Annotated in this window: 16 protein-coding genes; 7 read left to right on the forward strand and 9 right to left on the reverse strand. The window is 33.8% G+C overall.

Features of this window, described 5'->3' with window-relative positions; genetic code table 11:
• Positions 1–43 precede the first annotated feature (43 nt).
• Positions 44–1,816 carry a tetratricopeptide repeat-containing sensor histidine kinase gene (locus VB776_RS22450; RefSeq protein ID WP_323699115.1) on the forward strand — a complete coding sequence of 591 codons (1,773 nt, stop codon included), beginning with the start codon at positions 44–46 and terminating at the stop codon, positions 1,814–1,816.
• Positions 1,817–1,832: 16 nt separating this feature from the next.
• Positions 1,833–3,551, forward strand: coding sequence for an OmpL47-type beta-barrel domain-containing protein (locus tag VB776_RS22455; protein ID WP_323699116.1), 1,719 nt, complete (start codon positions 1,833–1,835; stop codon positions 3,549–3,551).
• A 71-nt stretch (positions 3,552–3,622) separates the two neighbouring features.
• Here VB776_RS22455 and VB776_RS22460 read toward each other — a convergent pair whose 3' ends face one another.
• The 7 genes from VB776_RS22460 to VB776_RS22490 form a co-directional block, all read right to left on the reverse strand.
• The gene (locus VB776_RS22460; protein ID WP_323699117.1) at positions 3,623–4,222 is read right to left on the reverse strand and encodes a Uma2 family endonuclease; all 600 of its coding nucleotides are present in this window, start codon (positions 4,220–4,222) and stop codon (positions 3,623–3,625) included.
• Positions 4,223–4,345: 123 nt separating this feature from the next.
• Positions 4,346–5,281, reverse strand: a complete 936-nt coding sequence (locus VB776_RS22465) for a homoserine kinase (RefSeq protein ID WP_323699118.1) — start codon at positions 5,279–5,281, stop codon at positions 4,346–4,348.
• Positions 5,282–5,285: 4 nt separating this feature from the next.
• The gene (locus VB776_RS22470; RefSeq protein ID WP_323699119.1) at positions 5,286–5,609 is read right to left on the reverse strand and encodes a type II toxin-antitoxin system RelE/ParE family toxin; all 324 of its coding nucleotides are present in this window, start codon (positions 5,607–5,609) and stop codon (positions 5,286–5,288) included.
• Positions 5,606–5,857 (reverse strand): hypothetical protein, encoded by a 252-nt coding sequence (locus VB776_RS22475; protein ID WP_323699120.1) that lies wholly within the window; start codon positions 5,855–5,857, stop codon positions 5,606–5,608. Before VB776_RS22475 ends, VB776_RS22470 begins: the two co-directional genes overlap by 4 nt.
• A 23-nt stretch (positions 5,858–5,880) precedes the next feature.
• Positions 5,881–8,337 carry a bifunctional aspartate kinase/homoserine dehydrogenase I gene (gene thrA / locus VB776_RS22480; protein ID WP_323699121.1) on the reverse strand — a complete coding sequence of 819 codons (2,457 nt, stop codon included), beginning with the start codon at positions 8,335–8,337 and terminating at the stop codon, positions 5,881–5,883.
• Between the two features lie 113 nt (positions 8,338–8,450).
• Positions 8,451–8,936, reverse strand: coding sequence for a DUF4348 domain-containing protein (locus tag VB776_RS22485; RefSeq protein ID WP_323699122.1), 486 nt, complete (start codon positions 8,934–8,936; stop codon positions 8,451–8,453).
• Positions 8,937–9,196: 260 nt separating this feature from the next.
• Positions 9,197–11,569: a TonB-dependent receptor gene (locus tag VB776_RS22490; RefSeq protein WP_323699123.1), complete on the reverse strand. Its 2,373-nt coding sequence runs from the start codon at positions 11,567–11,569 to the stop codon at positions 9,197–9,199.
• 458 nt (positions 11,570–12,027) lie between these two features.
• On the opposite strand from VB776_RS22490, the gene VB776_RS22495 reads away from it, so the two are divergent.
• The 4 genes from VB776_RS22495 to VB776_RS22510 all read left to right on the forward strand — a co-directional run bounded on the left by VB776_RS22495 (position 12,028) and on the right by VB776_RS22510 (position 16,801).
• Positions 12,028–13,530 carry a choice-of-anchor I family protein gene (locus tag VB776_RS22495; RefSeq protein ID WP_323699124.1) on the forward strand — a complete coding sequence of 501 codons (1,503 nt, stop codon included), beginning with the start codon at positions 12,028–12,030 and terminating at the stop codon, positions 13,528–13,530.
• Between the two features lie 185 nt (positions 13,531–13,715).
• Positions 13,716–14,834 (forward strand): vWA domain-containing protein, encoded by a 1,119-nt coding sequence (locus VB776_RS22500; RefSeq protein ID WP_323699125.1) that lies wholly within the window; start codon positions 13,716–13,718, stop codon positions 14,832–14,834.
• 104 nt (positions 14,835–14,938) lie between these two features.
• Complete coding sequence (locus tag VB776_RS22505; RefSeq protein WP_323689060.1) at positions 14,939–15,235, forward strand: hypothetical protein; 297 nt, start codon at positions 14,939–14,941, stop codon at positions 15,233–15,235.
• Between the two features lie 30 nt (positions 15,236–15,265).
• Positions 15,266–16,801: a P-loop NTPase family protein gene (locus tag VB776_RS22510; protein ID WP_323699126.1), complete on the forward strand. Its 1,536-nt coding sequence runs from the start codon at positions 15,266–15,268 to the stop codon at positions 16,799–16,801.
• 49 nt (positions 16,802–16,850) lie between these two features.
• Here the strand turns inward: VB776_RS22510 and VB776_RS22515 are convergent, their stop codons facing one another.
• Positions 16,851–17,735: a tyrosine-type recombinase/integrase gene (locus tag VB776_RS22515; RefSeq protein ID WP_323689058.1), complete on the reverse strand. Its 885-nt coding sequence runs from the start codon at positions 17,733–17,735 to the stop codon at positions 16,851–16,853.
• 192 nt (positions 17,736–17,927) lie between these two features.
• On the reverse strand, positions 17,928–18,122 hold the full coding sequence (rpsU, locus tag VB776_RS22520) for a 30S ribosomal protein S21 (RefSeq protein ID WP_184131554.1): 195 nt from the start codon (positions 18,120–18,122) through the stop codon (positions 17,928–17,930).
• A gap of 436 nt (positions 18,123–18,558) precedes the next feature.
• Between rpsU and VB776_RS22525 the strand changes: the two genes are divergently transcribed.
• Positions 18,559–19,872: a gluconate:H+ symporter gene (locus VB776_RS22525; protein WP_323699127.1), complete on the forward strand. Its 1,314-nt coding sequence runs from the start codon at positions 18,559–18,561 to the stop codon at positions 19,870–19,872.
• Positions 19,873–19,879: the final 7 nt, after the last annotated feature.

Raw genomic sequence — 19,879 nt, forward strand, 5'->3', positions numbered from 1 at the left:
ACATTTAAAAAAATTTACCTCTTTATATTTGATTACAAGCTAAATGTACCTAACCCAAAAACTTCAGTATTTCTTTTTAATTTTTATTCTTTCTATTGGCTTTCAGTCGAAAGCACAAGTATTGCCTTTGAGTCGCACAGACTCAGGTAGAATATTACAATATCAATCACAGTACGAAAACTATTTGAATGCCAACAATTTCAAAGAAGCCTCAAGAATGATGAATGAAATTGGCTTCATTTATTGGAATTATAATCAATACAAAAGGGCCATTTCATTTTATGAAAAGAGTTTGAAATTGAATGGAAATATCGAAAACAGCAATGGCATTGCCATGATTCATAATAATTTGGGAATGCTGTACGCTGATGCAGAAGAATATGACAAAGCACTCAGTCATTTCACTCAGACCTTAGCAGCCCGCAGAGCTCAGAAAGAGCCATTCAGTATTATTTCTTCTTTAATTAATCGTTCTGTAGTTTATAATAATATCAAAAAGTATAACCAGTCAATCAATGATTTGCAGGAAGCATTGAATTTAGCCCGTGAGTTGAACGACATCAAACAAATGGCAAGTACTTATGCCATGCTGAGTGAAACTTATGAAAAAGCTGGTAATGTTGACGAATCTTTGAAGTACTTTAGTTTGTATAAATCCTTTCATGACCAATTACAGAAAAAAGAAGTAAACAAACTCGCCAGTGATTTAGAAGCCGAAAGTTTGAAAAAACAATTGGCAGAATCTATCGCAAAAACCAAAGAATTAGAGCTTGAAAAAAATGAAATTAAGCTAAAAGAAAGTGGTAAACAACTTCAAAATGCAAAGCAAAAAAACATAAATCTTTATCAGGATTTAACCAATGCTGAAATGATTGTTGGCTTACAAAAACGAGATTTAATTATTGAAAAAGCCAATGCAGAAGTAGCTGAAGCTAAAAATTTAGTATTAGAAAAAGAGAAAAGCTACGTTTATATCATTGCGGGAATCATTACTTTTTTTGTATTAATGGTTGCGACAATTGTGTATTTGAATAGCCGAAAGATTAAAGCTCAAAATCAACAATTACATCAACAAAATCTTGCAATTGCGGCACAAAAAGAACAGCTGACGATTTCAAATGATGTAAAAAACAAGATTTTCTCAATCATTGCACATGATTTACGTGGACCAATTGCTTCACTACAGAGCTTTTTTGAAATTATTGAAGAAGATTATTATGAAGAAATCCCTGAAGATTTAAGAGATATTTTGAGTCAACTTAAAAATGGAAATGCACAAATCTCAACGATTTTAGATAATTTACTAAACTGGGCAAAAACACAAATGTCTGAGCTAAAACCTAAGATTCAGGAAGTAAATATTTTTGATTTAGTCGATGAAAATATCAAATTGCTACAACGTTTGGCAGAAGGCAAAGAAATCACACTTGTGAATGAAATTCCTACAGATTTAACGGCATCATCTGACCTTGAGATGACGAAAATTGTTTTCAGAAACTTGCTACAAAATGCCATTAAATTCACTAAGAAAAAGGGAATTATTAAAGTTCAAGTCAATCCAAATGTTGATACAGGAAAAGTAGAAGTAGTTGTGATAGACAGTGGCGTAGGCATGAGTGAAGAAAAAGTAAATACTTTATTTAACTTAAAAAGTAATAAATCAACTTATGGAACGAATAACGAAAAAGGTACTGGATTAGGCTTAGTACTTTGCAACGATTTCATCAGAATTTGCGGAGGAAAACTTAAAGTAACCAGTGAATTAAATATTGGAACCACTATTACCGTAACCTTGAATAAAAAACATGATGCTTAAAAACATTTTTACAGCAATGATTTTGCTTGTTTTGGCTTTCTCAGCCACAGCACAAACCAGTAAACCTAAACATTATACCGATACGACTTCAGGTAAATTGTATTGGAACAAAAAATTGCCAGTTTATATTTGGGTTTCAACCACACCAGACCATGCTGAGGAATTATTGAATAAATCACCCAACCAAAAGTATTCTGTGCCGTTTTATTTGGATACAGAAGGTGTGAACTTTATTCGTTCAAAAAATGCCGTTGACCCAGAAACTAAAGCAATGGTTGAACCTCCGCAAGAAGTAAAACTAGAGATTTATGCCGACGGTATTGCACCCGAAACAGGCATTACTTTATTCAATGGTTCAAAAAAATATGTGAATGCTTCTGGAAAAGTATTCTTTGGACCTTTTGTAAATTTCAATTTATTGGCGAGTGATAAAACCAGTGGTGTAGAAACTGTATTTTACACAATCAACAACAGCCCTTTTGAAGTATATAAATCTGAAAAAAGATTGTCAACTCAGGGCAACTATGTGCTAAAGTATTATGCTACCGATAATGTCGGTAACGCTAGTCAGATGCAACAAGAAAGCTTTACTGTCGATAATACGCCTCCTTTCACCAATTTGAATGTAAATGGAATTACTGACGATAAAGCAATTTCTTATACCAGTAAATTGTATTTCAATACAGAGGATAGCATTTCAGGTTTAAAAGGCACTTTTTATAAGTTCGATGACGGTGCTTTACAACCTTACGATGGGAAAAGCATTCCTTTTGTATTTCTTCCAGAAGGAAAACATACTTTGTTTTATTATTCTACAGATAATGTAAATAATCAGGAAAAAGAAAAAAGATTTGATTTCTTCTTAGATAAAAGTTCTCCTTTGATGGCAACGGATATACTTGGAGATAGATATATCGCCAATAATACCATTTATTTCTCTGGAAAAACCAAGCTTAAATTAACAGCTATCGACAATAAAGTTGGTGTAAAAGAAGTAAAATACTCTATTGATAATCAACCATTTGTGAGCTATACTAATCCGTTTTACTTACCAAGTATTTCTGGAAATCATAACATCAGATATTATTCTATTGATAATCTGAATAACCAAACTACTAGCTTAGCTGGCATTGGCTACGAAGAATTTAAACATAATGTAAGTAAAGTTTATGTTGACTTAACGGGTCCAAATCTTCAACATGAAATCATCGGCGATATCGTAACAAGAAGAGATACCATGTTACTTGGACCAAATAACTTTATCCAATTAAAAGCAACTGATCCAGAATCTGGTTTACAAAAAATCACTTATAGTTTTGATGGAAAGTTAATTGAAAATGATTATTCGAAACCAATCAAGATGACAGAAAAAGGTGTTCATAAATTTGAATACTTTGGTTATGATAATGTAAACAATAGAAATGTTGCTTCGTTTGTATTCGTAAGTGATATTGAAGGACCAGAACTTTTCAACTTCTTTACAGTTGGTAGTATTAACACAACCAAGCAAGGAGTAGAAGTTTATCCAAAAACAGTTGGCTTTACACTTGCAGGAACAGATGTAATGGCGGGCTTAAAATCAATCACTTATAGTATTAATGGACAAGCGCCTAAAATATATCTGAATACCATTAATGGATTCAAAGCCAATACAAAGTATCATGTAAAAATTACTGGAACAGATTATTTAGGAAACCAATCGTTCAAAGAAGTAACATTTATGACTGGCAAGTAATTGTTACATTTACATAAAAAAAGCCCTTTTCAATATCTGAAAAGGGCTTTTTTTATGTTTAAATTTATCCTTTATTCCTTTGTTTCTTCCTCTGTTAAATTAAACTGAATACCTTCATAAATATCTTCTAAAGTAATAGAAGTATCAAATAATGGAAACTCTATTTTATCATTTAGTTGGTCTATGAAATTAAATTCAAAGGTTGAAGTAGCCTCTTTGCGACGATAAAATTCAACCAAATGTAAATTTTGATGCACCATCAAATAATATTGTAGCGATGGCAAAGCTGTATATTGTCTGAATTTCTTATTTCTATAAACTTCTTCCGTACTTTCAGAAAGTACTTCAGCAATCAAAACAGGTTCAGTTACATGACGAATATCTTTTACCGTATTAGATGCAGTAATAACTAAATCGGGATAACGGTAAATTCTTCTTTCATGAACAATTGTCCTTACATCATGAGTAAAGATACGAAAACCTTTTTTTCGTAATTCTTTGCGTAAGGTTGCTGAAATATTGCCAGCAATTTCATTGGCATCTAAAGTTTCTCCAGGCATAGGAATTAATATCCCGTCTTCAAATTCATGACGGATTTCTGAGTGATTTTCGATTTCGAAATACTCCTCAACGCTATATATTCGTGCTGAAACTTCTACTAAATCGCTCATCGTAGATTGAAAATAAAATAGATTGAAAATAAAAAAGTTTATGAGTATAAGGTTAACGAGATAAAACTCTCTAAACTTTAAACTCATAAACTAAATTAATGATTTATGCTGAAAATTACAATACTAACCTAATACGACCGGTCCCGCTTGATTAATACCGGAAACATAACATTCTGAGCCGATACCTACTTTGGCAAAACCATCTTGCATAGCTTTTCCAACTCTGTTGGCAGTAAACAAATCTTTAGACAAAGCAAACATCGAAGGACCAGATCCAGAGATAGAACAGCCTAAAGCACCATTTTCCAATGCTGCATTTTTAACATCATCAAACTGTGGAATTAAAATCGAGCGGATTGGTTCGATGATAACATCAACCAAACTTCTTGAAATTAAATCATAGTCTGGCAACATAAAACCAGCTACTAAACCTGCAACATTTCCCATTTGAGTAATGGTATTTTTCAAAGAAATTTCTCTTTTCAAAATATTACGAGCGTCCTTAGTATTTACTTCAATATGCGGATGAACAATCGTAGCATACAATTCTTTTGGGGTACGCAATTGAATAATATCCAAAGGATCGTAAGAACGAATTACAACAAAACCACCCATCAAACTCGGTCCAACGTTGTCGGCATGAGCAGACCCACAAGCGATAAATTCGCCTTCCATGGCAAAAGGTAATAACTCTTTTTGAGATAAAGGTTTTCCCAATAATTCATTTGCCGCAAAAACTCCTGCTACCGCCGAAGCCGCCGATGAACCTAAACCAGAGCCAAGTGGCATAAGCTTTTTAAGCTCCATCTCAAAACCTTGACCAGTTTCGCCGATAGCCTCCAAAAATTTAATAATCGCAATACCAGCCGTATTTTTCTCAGCTGCCAAAGGTAAACGACCTTCGTCTCCTTCAATTTTTAAAATTTTGACACCTTTTGTATCAGATTTTCTTAATATAATTTCGTCACCCGGATTATCAACCGCAAAACCGAAAATATCAAAACCACAAGCCACATTAGCCACCGTAGCAGGGGCAAATACTTTTATTGAATTTGTCATATAATCAAAGACCTGCTTGTTTCAAAAGCTGATCCAATTCATTATCATTAATATTCTCTTGTTCACTTTTATCATAAATCGTCAAGAGATAAATAGTTTCATTTATAATTTTCACACAAGTAATTACTCTTGCACCACCCGATTTCCCTTTTCTTTTAGCAGCAATTGACATTCTAACTTTGTAGCAATCTTTACCTATCGAAACTCCTTGAAAAGCATTCTCTTCCAAAGAATTTAATAGCTTTTCAAAGTCAACATCAATAGACTTATACTTCTTGGAAAGTGGCTTGAAAGCTTTTTTAAACGAAGAGAGAATAACGATTTTCATAAGTTTTCACTTCTAAGTTCTGCCAAAAAATCACGAGCAGATTGCAACTCAATCTTTCCTTGTTGATGCAAATCTACTTGTGCCAATGCCTCTTTCAAGTCTTCCACAAACTCCTTTTGCTTAGTATTAAGTTTCTTTTTAGATTTCTTAATACTGTTATCTTCCTTTACTTGAAAGTGCAAAGTCTTCGCTAATTCTTGAATCAACGAGATATGTTTGGGCTGAACATTTTCTAAAATAAGGTTCATAATCGTAAGGTTTTTAACTTTAATTAAGCCAAATAACTCCCAATCGCCACAATATCTGCAAATACGCCCGAAGCGGTTACTTCTGCTCCAGCTCCTGGGCCTTTGATGACCAATGGGCGGTCATGATAACGTTTTGTGGTGAATGAAATCACGTTGTCGGCTCCGTCCATCATATAAAATGGATGAGATTTTCCTATACTTCTTACACCAATTGTAATTTTGTTATTTTCTAAAGTAGCAATAAATCTTAATACTTCGCCTTTGGCTTCGGCTTCGTTGACCATCGCTTCAAAATAACTATTCGATACTTCCAATTCCTTGAAGAAATCTTCTACGGTTGGAGCTTTTTCACAGTTTTCTGGCAATAGTTTCAAAATTTCTACATCTTCTGGTTCAAGACGTAAACCGATTTCTCTTCCTAAAATCAAAATTTTACGGGCTACATCCATTCCACTTAAATCTTCTCGTGGGTCTGGTTCTGTATAACCTTTTACTTTGGCTTCACGAACAATGTCGGCAAATTTTACGCCCGCTTTGAAATTATTGAAGATATAAGATAAAGTACCAGAAAGTACTCCCTCGATTTTCTCAAATCTATCGCCAGAAGCAATCAAGCCTTGCAAAGTATTGATGACAGGTAAGCCTGCTCCTACATTGGTTTCATACAAGAACTTTACTCCTTTTTTCAAAGCTGTTCTGTGCAACAAAGCATAGTCTTCGTAACGCCCAGAATTGGCTACTTTATTTGGCGTAACTACCGAAATATTGGCTTCAAAAAGTCCTAAGTAATAGTTATGGATTTCTTTATTCGCAGTACAATCTGCAAAAATTGAATTTGGTAAATTCAATCGTTTTGCTTCTTCTACAAATGCCCAAATTTCTGCTGTTTTACCTTTTGAATCACGTTCTTCTTCCCAATTTTCCATCGGAATTCCTTGTGCATCAATCAACATTTTCTTAGAATTCATTACTCCTACCAAATTAATCTTCAAGGCTTTATACTTTGAAAGGTAATTTTCTTGTCCTTGTAATTGCTCTAACAATGCTTTTCCTATCAAACCTGTTCCTACTAAGAAAAGGTTCAAGGTTTTTGCTTGCGAGAAGAAGAAAGAATCATGAATGACATTCAGTGCTTTTGAAATATCTTTCTTTTCAATGACTACTGAAATATTCAACTCCGACGAACCTTGTGCTGTGGCAACAATATTGATACCATTTTTCCCTAAAACAGAAAATAATTTACCACTCACACCTGTGTGATGACGCATTCCCTCACCCACAACAGCAATTACTGAAAGGTTTTCTTGAATATCAATGCCTTCTACATCGCCATCAGCAATTTCAGCTTTGAATTCTTCTTCCAATAATGCTTTTACAGATGCTGAAGCTGATGGTTCAATCGCAAAACAAATAGAGTGTTCGGATGAAGCCTGAGAAATCAAAATCACTGAAATTTTATGCTTCGCTAAAACCGTAAATAATTTTGCTGAAACTCCAGCAACACCAATCATACCCGAACCTTGTAAATTGACCAAAGCCAAATTATCAATTGAACTGATACCTGTAATGATATACTCAGATGTTTCGGCACTGCGGTTTACGACTGTTCCTACAAAATCTGTATTAAATGTATTGAGAACCCTAATTGGGATATTTTTTGTAAAAGCTGGTTGTAACGACGGCGGGTAGATTACTTTCGCCCCAAAGTGTGTCAATTCCATCGCCTCCGCATAAGTAATCGTCGGAATGGTAAAGGCGTTTTTCACTTTACGTGGGTCGGCCGTCATCATGCCATCTACGTCTGTCCAGATTTCAATTTCTTCGGCATCTAATGCGGCTCCGAAAATCGAACCTGTATAATCAGAACCTCCACGCCCTAATGTTGTCGTTTCCCCTTTTTCTGTTGAACCAATAAAGCCTGTAATCAATTGAAGCGATTTTGTTTTAGCAAAATGCTCTTGAATCTGGCGATTGGTTACTTCAAAATTCACGGCTGCCATACCAAAGTTAGCATCAGTTCTGATTACTTTTCTGGCATCTAAAAACTGACAATCTACGCCTTGTGCATGCAAAATTTCATGAATTAATGTCGTTGAAAGTCGTTCTCCAAAACTTACAATTAAGTCGGATGTTCGAGCTGAGATTTCACGAATCAAAGAAACACCTTTCAGTAAATCTTCTAACTCATTAATAATGGTACGAATGTTAGCAAATACTTTCGACTGGGCTTTAACGTCAATTAATGCACGTACAACTGTGAAATGACGGTCTTCAATCTCTTTAATTAAGTCAAAGTAAGTGGTATCTCCTACCGACGCTAAATCTCCTGCTTTCAATAATTGGTTGGTAACACCACCCATTGCTGAAAAAACTGCTGCAACTTGTTCACCTTTAGCTTGTTTGCCTTTGATGATACCTAACACCGCTTGGATACTTTCAGTAGTACCACAAGAAGTTCCTCCGAATTTTAATACTTTCATTTTGTTTCTGAACAGGTTTCTCCTATTCTTGCTTAGATTATCTGCTTTACAACAGCAGGTTTTATTTATTATATTTTTTATTGTATTATGTGCTAAATATACCTCTGGAGGGATTATTTTTTTGATTTATCTTCTACTTCTATTAAAAACCATTTATTGTCAATCTTCTTGAATTTATGTAAAACTCTTGCATCAATGTTTTTTACATTTAGTTCAAAAATAACATTGATGCTATCTTTTTTTACATAATCTATTTTCAAAAACTCCTTAGCGTTATTTTTGGAATCTACAATCAGATTGTAATCTCCTAATTCTTTCCAACCTTGTTTAGTAATGTAATTAGTAGTTCCATTCGTTGAAATATTTTTCAATGGAAACTTTACATTATTCATTTGAAGTGTTGAATCAACATAAAACTTATTAAAAAATGTATCAAAATCATCATTTATACTGATGATTTTACTGTAGTAGTAGAATATAGTAAACATTATGAGTCCCAAAATAATAACAACCCATTTTAGAGGTGTTTGAACGAATATCTCCCAAGTAGTATCAAGACCATTCTCTTTCAAATATTCATCGCTTGGAAATCTCCACATAATCAAACTATTTCGAATTATTAAATTTCTCAAAAGCAAAGATACCAATTTCATCCCCTCAACCCAAAATACTACAAACAATCCTCCTCAACAATTATAATTTTATTGGAACACTACCAATATTATAAACTTGTCACATCGCTTATTTTCAATCTATAAAGCAAGTTTTTAAGTAATTTTACACGTTTTCTAATCTACATAAAAGAAAAAGCTTCACATCAAATGCGAAGCTTTTCTAATAAACCTTTACTTTTTACGTACTACCATTTATACGCAACAGTAAGAGAAACCATTCTTGGTGCGATAGGATTTACTGAGTTATCGTCATGAACATTGTAGCTCATTTCGTTCAAAATATTTGATACTTTTCCTCTCAATGAATACTTTCTAAAATTGTATCCGATACTTGCATCAATTTGCGTGTAAGCATTTACAGGAATCAATTTGAAAGCATCGTTAGCAACAGTTAATCTTGTTGAGCGACCAGCAACTCTTTCGCCAAAATACATGGCAGTTAAACCAAGATTCAAGCCTTTTAATTTTGTGTCAGAGAAAGTATAGTAGATACTTGCGTTCGCTGTGTGATTTGGATTATATCTCAACAAACTTCCAACAATATAAATGTTACTTGCAGTATATTTTGTTTCGTTGTAGCTATAACCTGCTAATAATGAGAACCCTAAGAAAGGTTTACTTTTCAAGTCAACTTCAACACCTTGGCTTGTTACTTCGCCAGCTAATTCTTTGATGTTTGTATTACTGTTGGCTTTTCCGTCTTTATCAACTAATGCTGTTTGAGCCAAATTACTGTTCTTGATTTGGTAAACTGTAACGTTTGCCGATACTAAACCATTGAATAATTCATTTTTCATCCCCAATTCTACTTGGTCAATCAATGATGGTTTCAAAGCTGTTCCGTAAATATCAACACCAGTATTCAACGTAAATGAATTTGAATAACTACTGAAGAATGCCATTTTCTTATTTGGTTGATACACTAAACCTAAACGTGGAGAAAGTGCATCATCATAAGCAGAAGACTCAGTAGTTGCATTCGTTCTTACTGTTAATACCGAACTTTTTGTTTCTTGGTAACTGTAACGCAAACCAGCTAAGAATTTGAATTTATCAGAAATACTTACTAAATCTTGTGCATAAACACCTACACGATTTACGGGTGCAGTAGTGATTGTATTCACTGCCAAGTTTGGTCTATCGCTACGTTTGTCAATAATTTCTGAATTGAAAACATTGATTGTATCATAAACAGCCGCAGTAAATGAAGTAGTTTTAGTATCGTAACTATCAACATCAGTACCAATCAACACATTATGTCCGATTTTTCCAGTTTTAAACTGACCTGTTAAATCAACTTGCCCCATCAAGTATTTTTCATCTACTTCCGAACGTTGGATACTTCTCACTAATCTACCATCGGCAGCAATCGTTGTTGGACGAGTTGTAGCAAATAATTCACTTTGGTAAGCTCTATAAGCAGCTGTTCCAGATATTTTCCAATTATTACTGATTTGGTGATTTATTGTAACATTGGCGGTTTGTTGTTTGATATCAAAGTATGACCATTTTACGCCAAGGAATTTTTCACGAGGTAAGTTTGTGATTACATAATTGATAGCCCCAACTCCAAAGTCAGCTGTTCTACGGTCTTTCATATAATCGCCTTCCAAAATGATTTCTGTTTTATCACTCAATTTGAATAATAAAGAAGGGTTCACATACACTCTTTCAGAATTCACATTTTCACGGAAACTTTCGCCATTTTCATAAGTACCATTGATACGATACGCTACTTTTTTACTTCCGAGTACAGAACCGTACAAGTCAACAGTAGGCTTATAAAAATTATATGAACCCAAACGCATTGAAACCGAACCACCTGATTCAAATTTTGGCTTTTTGGTGACCAAATTTAAAATACCACCTGCTGCAACGTTTCCGAATAAGATAGCAGTACTTCCTTTCATAATTTCTACTTTTTCGATAGAAGACATTTCTGGTAAAGTTCCATTGAAATATCTAGCACCATTTTTAAAAGTATTTGAACTACCAAAAGCAAAACCACGACCAGCAATTTCTTCCTGATAACCACCCGTACTACCCATGATATACACACCGTTTGCATTCATCAGGGCATCACTTAAACGTAATACTTGTTGGCGTTCCAACACTGTTCTGTCAATTGTGGCAACAGCTTGTGGCAAATCCATTGGTTTAATGTCAATTTTACCAATACTTACTGTTTTCTCATTAGCAGACTGTACACCCATTACAGTTACTTCTGATAATTCGTTTGAACCTTCTTCTAAAGAAAAATTAACTTCACTTACAGCACCAGCTTTAACATTTACTTTACTTTCTAAGGTTTTCAAACCTACAAATTGCATAACAAGTGTTGCTTCGCCTGTTTTAACATTTTTAAGCAAAAACTCTCCATCTTCATTTGAGATTGTTCCTTGCTTTGAATCCTTGATACTAATATTTACAAATTGAATAGCATCACCACTTTTATCAGTTACTTTACCTTTAATACTTCCAGTTTGAGCAAAAGCAGCTACATTCCCACTAATCATTAAAATAATTACTAAGTAGAAATTTTGAATAGATTTTTTCATTTTATTGTTTTATTTGGACTAATTCTAAGCAATTGGTCAAAAAAAATGTGGAATATTTTTAATTGCACTATACTGACTTCTATTTATGTAATATCTAAGTCATTAATGAAAATTGATTAATAAGGGTTGGTTTAGAGGTAATTCAATATCCTAATATTTTAAAATCCTTTGATTATCATTTTATCGCTTTACTTAATTGATTGTTTAGCGACACAAAATTATTAGCTATTTAGACTAAATACAAACAAATACGTAATTTTATTTAGACTGGATTTAAACAACAGTCAATAAATATCTAAAAATCAAAAGATTATCTTGTTTAGATATTCCTATTTTATCATCATTAAGGAAGTATTTCCTATCTACATGTTGGTTTTAGCGAGATAAATTAACCCAGAATTAACCCTCTGTTAACAAACTTCTTTTTTATCGAACATAGTTTTGCAGAAAAAAAAGAAATGAAAAAAACATTACTCTCCCTTTCCCTCTTACTAACATCCCTATTGTTGAGTTGCGATAAAAACGAAGAAGAATTTTTCGTGAATGAAGATGCTGCAACATTTGCAGAAATCGGAAGTATCGATATTGGTGATGTTGGTGCAGCCGAGATTTCGGCTTACGATCCACAAACAAAACGTTTATTTGTAGTAAATAATGGAACGGTCAACAAAATTGATGTCATTGATTTTGCAGACCCAACCAATATGAAAGTAATTGGTTCGATTAGCATGACTCCTTATGGTGGAGCAGTAAATAGCGTTGCCGTTTCAAATGGTAAAGTAGCAGCAGCCATCGAAGCTTCAGATAAACAAGCAAATGGTAAAGTTGCGGTATTCAATACTTCAGATTACAAAGAAGAAAAAGTAATTACTGTTGGAGCTTTGCCAGATATGATTACTTATTCTCCAGATGGTAATTTAATTCTTACCGCCAACGAAGGTGAACCCAATGCAACTTACACAAATGACCCTGTAGGTTCAATTTCTATCATTGCAGTTAATAATAATTATGCCGTAACAACGATTGATTTCGCTGGCTTTGCAAGCCAACAAACGGCTTTAATGGCAAAAGGATTAAGAATTTTTGGATTAAATACCACTTTTGCCAAAGATATTGAACCTGAATATATTGCGGTTTCTGACGATTCAAAAACTGCTTGGGTTACTCTACAAGAAAACAACGCCATTGCAAAATTAAATCTTGAAACAAAAACGATTACTGCTATCCTACCACTCGGTTTCAAAGATTATGATGTTGACGGTAATACAGTTGATATTAGCGACAGAGATAACGCCGTTGCATTAGGCAAATGGAAAGTAAAAGGAATGTATCAACCAGATGCCATTGCTTTTATACAACATGCTGGAATTCCTTACTTATTTACTGCTAACGAAGGTGATGCCAGAGAGTATGATGCCTTTGCTGAAATTAAAAGAGTAAGTGCCATGAAATTAGACCCAACTGCTTTTCCAGATGCAAGTTTTATTCAAGCAACAAAAGCTGGAAGATTGAACGTAACCACAACTTTAGGAGATACTGATGGAGATGGAGATTATGATTTTCTTTATTCTTTAGGCGCACGTTCTTTCAGTGTTTGGAATGGAAACGATGGCGCTTTGGTGTTTGACAGCAAAAATGAGTTAGATACTAAAGTGATTGCTGCAAATTTATATGATGATACAAGAAGTGACGATAAATCTATTGAACCAGAAGGCATCACAATTGGTACTGTTGGCAATAAAAAAGTAGCATTTGTAGGAATGGAAAGAGTGGATGCTGTAGCTGTTTATGATGTAACAATCCCAACAAATCCTGTTTTCTTACAAATTTTAAAATGTGGTGATGCACCAGAAGGTGTTTTATTTATTCCTGCTAAAAATAGTCCAACACAAAAAAGTTTGTTGGTTGTAAGTAGCGAAAACGATGGCGTAATCAAGGTTTACAAGCCAAATACCCTATAATTTTACTGAGTCTCTAAATATTTTTCTTGAAATCCATACTTTTAGTGAAAGCTAATTGTATGGATTTTTTGCTATGTTTTGATTAAATATCGTTCAGATTTAAACCCATTCAACAAACTTTTTGTTTTATATTTATACTATGCGAAAAAAATCGCAAAATAATACTCATCAATCCAAAATCAAATATGCTTGGCTATCGTTTTTCAGAATATATTCCACAGGAAACCGAAGACGGCAAAAAAGCCAAATTCGACCAGCTTTTAGATATTTTTAATCAATTAGTAACCATGACAGCAGGGAATGTTTCCGAAGCTTTAACATGGTTAACATCTTTAGACAAACAATATAATCTTACTGACGAATCTTACGGAATCGCTGACTTCATCGAAGACTTAAAAGTCAAAGGCTATATTAAAGAGGAAAAAAACGAAGAAGGCGAGCAAGAACAAATACTTACTTCAAAAGGCGAACAAAGTATTAGAAAGCAATCTTTGGATGAGATTTTCGGTAAGTTAAAGAAAACAGGTTCAAACGGAAATCATAGAACGCCTTATCAAGGAACAGGCGATGAAAATAATACAGATAGAAGAGAGTTTCAATTTGGCGACGCAATGGATCAAATTGCGATGACGGAATCCATCAGAAATGCCCAAATTAACAATGGCGTTGAAAGTTTTATGCTTACTGAAAACGATTTAGAAATCGTTGATAAAGAATATAAAGCACAAACTTCAACTGTTTTGATGATTGATATTTCACATTCTATGATTTTGTATGGCGAAGACAGAATTACTCCTGCTAAAAAAGTTGCGATGGCAATGGCAGAATTAATCATGACCAAGTACCCAAAAGATACTTTAGATGTGATTGTTTTTGGAAACGATGCTTGGCAAATACAGGTAAGAGATTTACCATATTTAGAAGTTGGTCCATATCATACCAATACTGTAGCTGGTTTAGAACTCGCTATGGATTTGTTGAGAAGAAGAAAGAATAAAAACAAACAGATTTTTATGATAACCGACGGCAAACCTACTTGTTTAAAAGAAGGAATTCGTTATTATAAAAATTCATTTGGTTTAGATAAAAAAATATTAAACAAAACGTTAACCTTGGCGGCACAATGCCGTCGTTTAAAAATTCCAGTAACAACTTTTATGATTGCTCGTGACCAATACTTAAAAGAATTCGTTCAAGAATTCACCAAGATAAATAATGGGCGGGCATATTATTCATCTTTAAAAGGACTCGGCGAGTTTATTTTTGAAGATTATGAAAAAAATAGAAAGAAAGGTGTGAGGTAAATAAGAGTTATGAATTATTAGTGATGAATGTTGAGTTTAAGGCTCTAACATCCAATACTTTAATTTATAATCCACATCTTTAAACCCCAAAAATTTCAGAAATCATGAATTTAAAACCCATTTATATAGCCGCTGAAAAGCACGAAGCCTACTTACAGTGTATTGACCACGAAGCAAAGGCTAAAATTTCACCCTACAGAGCCCAAGGCGAACCATTTTCAAGAGATTTGTTTGTAGCAAAATCTTATGATGATGAAAATTATGCAGAAGCATATTCAGAAGTACTCAGGTTAAAAATGAAAGGGCAAAATATACAAAATAGAGATGTTCTGGGTTTCATTGCAAACCGAAGTTATGGTTCAGCAAGCTTGAACAAAAAGAATCTTTCTCACTTAAAATAAATCTCATTTTTCATAAGATAAAATAGCATAATGTCATACAAAACCATCGATTCAACAGCAATTTTAAACATTCACACACTTGGTCAATTAAAAGCTTCTGGCTATCAACCAAAGTCAATAAAAGATGAATTAAGAGATAATTTAATTGTAAAAATTAAAAACAAAGAAAACGTTTTTGAAGGAATTTGGGGCTATGAAGACACCGTAATTCCTGATATTGAAAGAGCAATACTTTCTCAACACCATATCAATCTGTTGGGTTTACGAGGACAAGCCAAAACTCGTATTGCTCGTTTAATGGTGAATTTATTAGACGAATATATTCCTGTGGTAAAAGGTTCTGAACTGAATGATGACCCAATGCAACCACTCTCTCGTTTTGCGAAAGATTTAATCGAAGAACATGGCGATTTAACACCTGTTACTTGGATGCACCGAAACGACCGTTATACAGAGAAATTAGCAACGCCAGATGTTTCTGTAGCCGATTTAATTGGAGATGCCGACCCAATCAAAGCAGCTACACTTCGTTTGCCTTATTCAGATGAAAGAGTAGTGCATTTTGGATTGATTCCACGCTCGCATCGCTGTATTTTTGTGATTAACGAATTGCCCGATTTACAAGCACGTATTCAGGTTTCTTTGTTTAACATTTTACAAGAAGGTGACATTCAAATTCGTGGTTTCAAAATTCGTTTGCCTTTGGATTTGCAATTCGTTTTTACTGCCAATCCAGAAGATTATACCAATCGTGGTTCAATCGTAACGCCATTGAAAGACCGTATTGATTCGCAGATTGTAACGCACTATCCAAAAACTTTAGAAATCGGTAAAAAGATTACTTTACAAGAAGCGAAACTCAAAGGCGAACAAGAAGAATTAGTAACGACTAATCACATCATGGACGATTTGATTGAGCAAATTGCGATTGAAGCTCGTTCTTCTGAATTTGTTGATGCTAAATCAGGTGTTTCGGCACGTATGACGATTTCTGCTTATGAAAATTTGATTTCATCTGCTGAACGAAGAGCCTTAATCAATGGTGAAGACAAAACTTATGTGCGTGTTGCCGATTTAATTGGCGTTATTCCAGCCGTTTGTGGCAAAGTAGAATTGGTTTACGAAGGCGAAGTAGAAGGGCCGGTAATTGTTGCTCAGAATTTGGTTGGAAAAGCTATCAGAGCTCAATTCTTGAATTTTTTCCCAGATCCAGAAAAAATAAAGAAAGCGGCTAAAGATAAAGCAGGGAAAAATCCTTATAAACCCATTATTGACTGGTTTATGGATGGTAACATCATGGATATTTTAAATGATTGTTCTGATAATGAGTACTCTGCTCGTTTAAGAACAATTGAAGGCTTAGATGATTTAATCGAAAAAGTGTATCCAGCCATTCAAGGAAGAGAAAAGTTATTTATGATGGAATTTGTCTTGCACGGTTTATCAGAATTCTCAATCATTTCTAAAAAGAACCTTGAAAAAGGACTTCAATTTAAAGACTTAACTGATTCACTTTTCGATTTAGATAAGTTCAAATTTGATGATGACGAAGAAGATTATAAGTAAGTATTAGAAAAAGAGCTTGACAAAATAAAATTGTCAAGCTCTTTTTAATTTATGCCTTTGGATGTGCTTGTTCGTAAATTTTCTTAATCTTTTCCATTGAATTATGCGTATAAACTTGTGTTGCTGAAAGCGACGCATGTCCCAATAAATCTTTAATGGCATTCAAATCTGCACCATTATTTAACAAATGCGTAGCATAAGAATGTCGTAAAATATGAGGTGATTTTTTCGACAATGTGGTGACTAAAGACAAGTATTTTTTGGTAATTCTTTGGATTAAAACTGGATAACTTTTCTCTCCTTTATCCGTAATAATCAAATATTCATTTCCTAAATTTTCAGCATTTTTATAAGATTGATATGCCTGAATCAAATTAACCAACTGCTGATTGATTGGAATAATTCTTTGTTTATTTCGCTTCCCTAAAACAGTAAGCGTTCTACTGTAAAAATCAATATCACTTTCTTTCAATTCAATCATTTCAGAAAGACGCATTCCTGTGCCATAGAGCAATTCTAAAACCAATTTATCACGTACTCCCATAAAATCTTGTGTAAATTCCACATCATCCAGCAAAGTATCTAATTCCGTTTCACGCACAAAAGAAGGAATGGTTTTCTGGGTTTTCATAGCAGAAACCTTAAACATTGGGTCTTTTTCAATGATTTTTTTCCTGAGTAAAAACTTATAGAAAGTTCTGAGTGTCGCAATTTTACGATTGATTGAACGATTTTCTACTTTTGCTTCAGCCAAAGAAACAATCCATGAACGAATCATCTGAAAATCTGCCAATTGTGGATGTTCAAATTCGTAAGATTTCACCAAATACTCCGTAAACTGCTTCATATCAGAACGATAAGCCGTTACAGTATGTTCGCTACTTCGCTTTTCAAATTGAATATATTTGATGAAAAAATCGATAATTTCTGGCATTTAATTCTTGGGAGTTTACAAAATTGAGATACTTATCATTCATAATTTACAACAAAGCTACTAAAAACAAAAACGTCTGAACAAACTATGTTTATTCAGACGTTTTTTATGATGCTGACGGTTATCGGCTTAATTCACGATTAAATTGATAACAAAATACTTCTGTTATTTAAAAATAAATCAATCTATGAACTATGCTTCTTCGTTACCGTACATTCTTTGTTTGTATGACGCACGAATGATTTCAGTACGACGGCCAATTGATGGTTTCTCAAATGCCGCACGTTTACGAAGTTGCTTTACAACGCCAGTTTTTTCAAATTTTTTCTTGAATCTTTTTAACGCTTTGTCGATTGACTCGTTTTCTTTAATATTGATAATCAGCATATTATTTTGTTTGTTTAAAATCTTTTTTTGTAATAGAGGTGCAAAGATAAAACTTACTTCTTTAAATGTCAAGTAATTTAAGCAATAATTGCCTGATTGATGAGAGGTTGTAGCTACATTTAGCTCTTTTTTTGTCTCATAATTATATTTATATTAGCAATATCTTCCTTTATTCTTATTTTTTAATCAATAAGTCTTAATTATAGACAAGTAAAGATTTCACTAAATCTTCTTATGGCTTTGAATCAGATTTTATTGAGTAACCATAAGGCATTTCCTATAAAATCGGTCTTGTGATTATACCTTGTTCTCTTGTAAAAGAATTGATGGAAATATCTAAGCCTGATTTTATTAAAATTATTTCAAAAAAGGATAAATCATACAGACCAAATGTTTAGGTTTATCATATTTTTATCTTATCCAATTAATACAAACTATGACGTTATTTATTATTTTATTGTGTATTGGACTTTTAGTCCTGCTTATTACTTGGGGAAAACTTAATCCCTTTATAGCTTTCCTTATCGTTTCTATTGTTGCTGGTATCACAACAGGTATTCCTTTAAGCAGTATTGGAAAATCTTTGCAAAAAGGCGTTGGAGATATGCTAGGTTCTTTGGTAATCGTTATTGCTTTGGGTGCGATGCTTGGGAAAATTGTTGCAGAAAGCGGTGCAGCTCAGAAAATCGCTTCAGTAATGATGAAGATTTTCGGAGAAAAATACATTCAATGGGGCTTAGTTTGTACCGGTTTTATCATTGGTATTCCTCTTTTCTACAATGTAGGTTTTGTTTTGATGATTCCGCTGATATTTTCTGTAGTTAATCAATATAAATTACCTGCGGTTTACATTGGTTTGCCTATGTTAGCATCATTATCAGTTGCTCACGGATTTTTACCTCCTCACCCTTCTCCTGCGGCTTTGGTTGCTCAGTTTAATGCAGATATGGGGCTTACTTTGGTTTATGGTATCATTATCGCCATTCCTACAATCGTTATCGCTGGACCTTTTTTTTCTTTGACACTCAAAAACATTCCTTCAAAACCTTTGGAAACATTCCAAAGTAAAACACTTCCCGTAGAACAATTACCAAGTACTTTTAATAGCTTTTTCACTTCACTTTTACCCGTAATTTTATTGGCATCTACGACGTTACTATCAACATTTTTGAAAGAAAATGAATCGCTAAAATCATTTGGAGTATTTGTGGCAGATCCTTCTATTGTAATGTTGATTTCTTTACTTGTAGCAACTTTTACTTTGGGCATAAAGATGGGTACTTCTATGAAAACCATCATGTCGATTTATACCGAAGCCGTAAAAGATGTATCGATGATTGTTTTAATTATTGGCGGAGCTGGAGCTTTAAAACAAATTCTAATGGATGGTGGAGTAAGTAATGAGATTGCAATTATCCTAAAAACTTTACCATTAGACCCTTTGATTTTAGGCTGGTTAGTAGCGGCTATTATCAGAGTTTGTCTGGGTTCTGCAACTGTAGCTGGACTAACGACAGCGGGAATTATGGCACCATTGGTGGCTCAATCAGGAGTGAATCCGAACTTGATGGTTTTGTCGATTGGTGTAGGAAGTTTGATGTTCTCGCATGTAAATGACCCAGGTTTTTGGTTGTTTAAAGAGTATTTTAACCTCAGTATCAAGAATACCATTAAGTCTTGGTCGATGATGGAAAGTATCGTAGCTGTGGTGGGATTAATTGGTGTTCTGATTCTGGATGCAGTGATTTAATTATCTT

Origin of the sequence: Arcicella gelida, from assembly GCF_034931025.1 — a bacterium.
Taxonomy (GTDB): domain Bacteria; phylum Bacteroidota; class Bacteroidia; order Cytophagales; family Spirosomataceae; genus Arcicella; species Arcicella gelida.

Bases quoted from the DNA above. Each gene is read 5' to 3' on its own strand.
- rpsU (WP_184131554.1), bottom strand. From the start codon at position 18,122: ATGCTGATTATCAATATTAAAGAAAACGAGTCAATCGACAAAGCGTTA.
- VB776_RS22460 (WP_323699117.1), bottom strand. From the start codon at position 4,222: ATGAGCGATTTAGTAGAAGTTTCAGCACGAATATATAGCGTTGAGGAG.
- VB776_RS22450 (WP_323699115.1), top strand. From the start codon at position 44: ATGTACCTAACCCAAAAACTTCAGTATTTCTTTTTAATTTTTATTCTT.
- VB776_RS22475 (WP_323699120.1), bottom strand. From the start codon at position 5,857: ATGAACCTTATTTTAGAAAATGTTCAGCCCAAACATATCTCGTTGATT.
- VB776_RS22525 (WP_323699127.1), top strand. From the start codon at position 18,559: ATGACGTTATTTATTATTTTATTGTGTATTGGACTTTTAGTCCTGCTT.
- VB776_RS22455 (WP_323699116.1), top strand. From the start codon at position 1,833: ATGATTTTGCTTGTTTTGGCTTTCTCAGCCACAGCACAAACCAGTAAA.
- VB776_RS22510 (WP_323699126.1), top strand. From the start codon at position 15,266: ATGTCATACAAAACCATCGATTCAACAGCAATTTTAAACATTCACACA.
- VB776_RS22515 (WP_323689058.1), bottom strand. From the start codon at position 17,735: ATGCCAGAAATTATCGATTTTTTCATCAAATATATTCAATTTGAAAAG.
- thrA (WP_323699121.1), bottom strand. From the start codon at position 8,337: ATGAAAGTATTAAAATTCGGAGGAACTTCTTGTGGTACTACTGAAAGT.
- VB776_RS22485 (WP_323699122.1), bottom strand. From the start codon at position 8,936: ATGTGGAGATTTCCAAGCGATGAATATTTGAAAGAGAATGGTCTTGAT.
- VB776_RS22465 (WP_323699118.1), bottom strand. From the start codon at position 5,281: ATGACAAATTCAATAAAAGTATTTGCCCCTGCTACGGTGGCTAATGTG.
- VB776_RS22490 (WP_323699123.1), bottom strand. From the start codon at position 11,569: ATGAAAAAATCTATTCAAAATTTCTACTTAGTAATTATTTTAATGATT.
- VB776_RS22470 (WP_323699119.1), bottom strand. From the start codon at position 5,609: ATGAAAATCGTTATTCTCTCTTCGTTTAAAAAAGCTTTCAAGCCACTT.
- VB776_RS22505 (WP_323689060.1), top strand. From the start codon at position 14,939: ATGAATTTAAAACCCATTTATATAGCCGCTGAAAAGCACGAAGCCTAC.
- VB776_RS22500 (WP_323699125.1), top strand. From the start codon at position 13,716: ATGCTTGGCTATCGTTTTTCAGAATATATTCCACAGGAAACCGAAGAC.
- VB776_RS22495 (WP_323699124.1), top strand. From the start codon at position 12,028: ATGAAAAAAACATTACTCTCCCTTTCCCTCTTACTAACATCCCTATTG.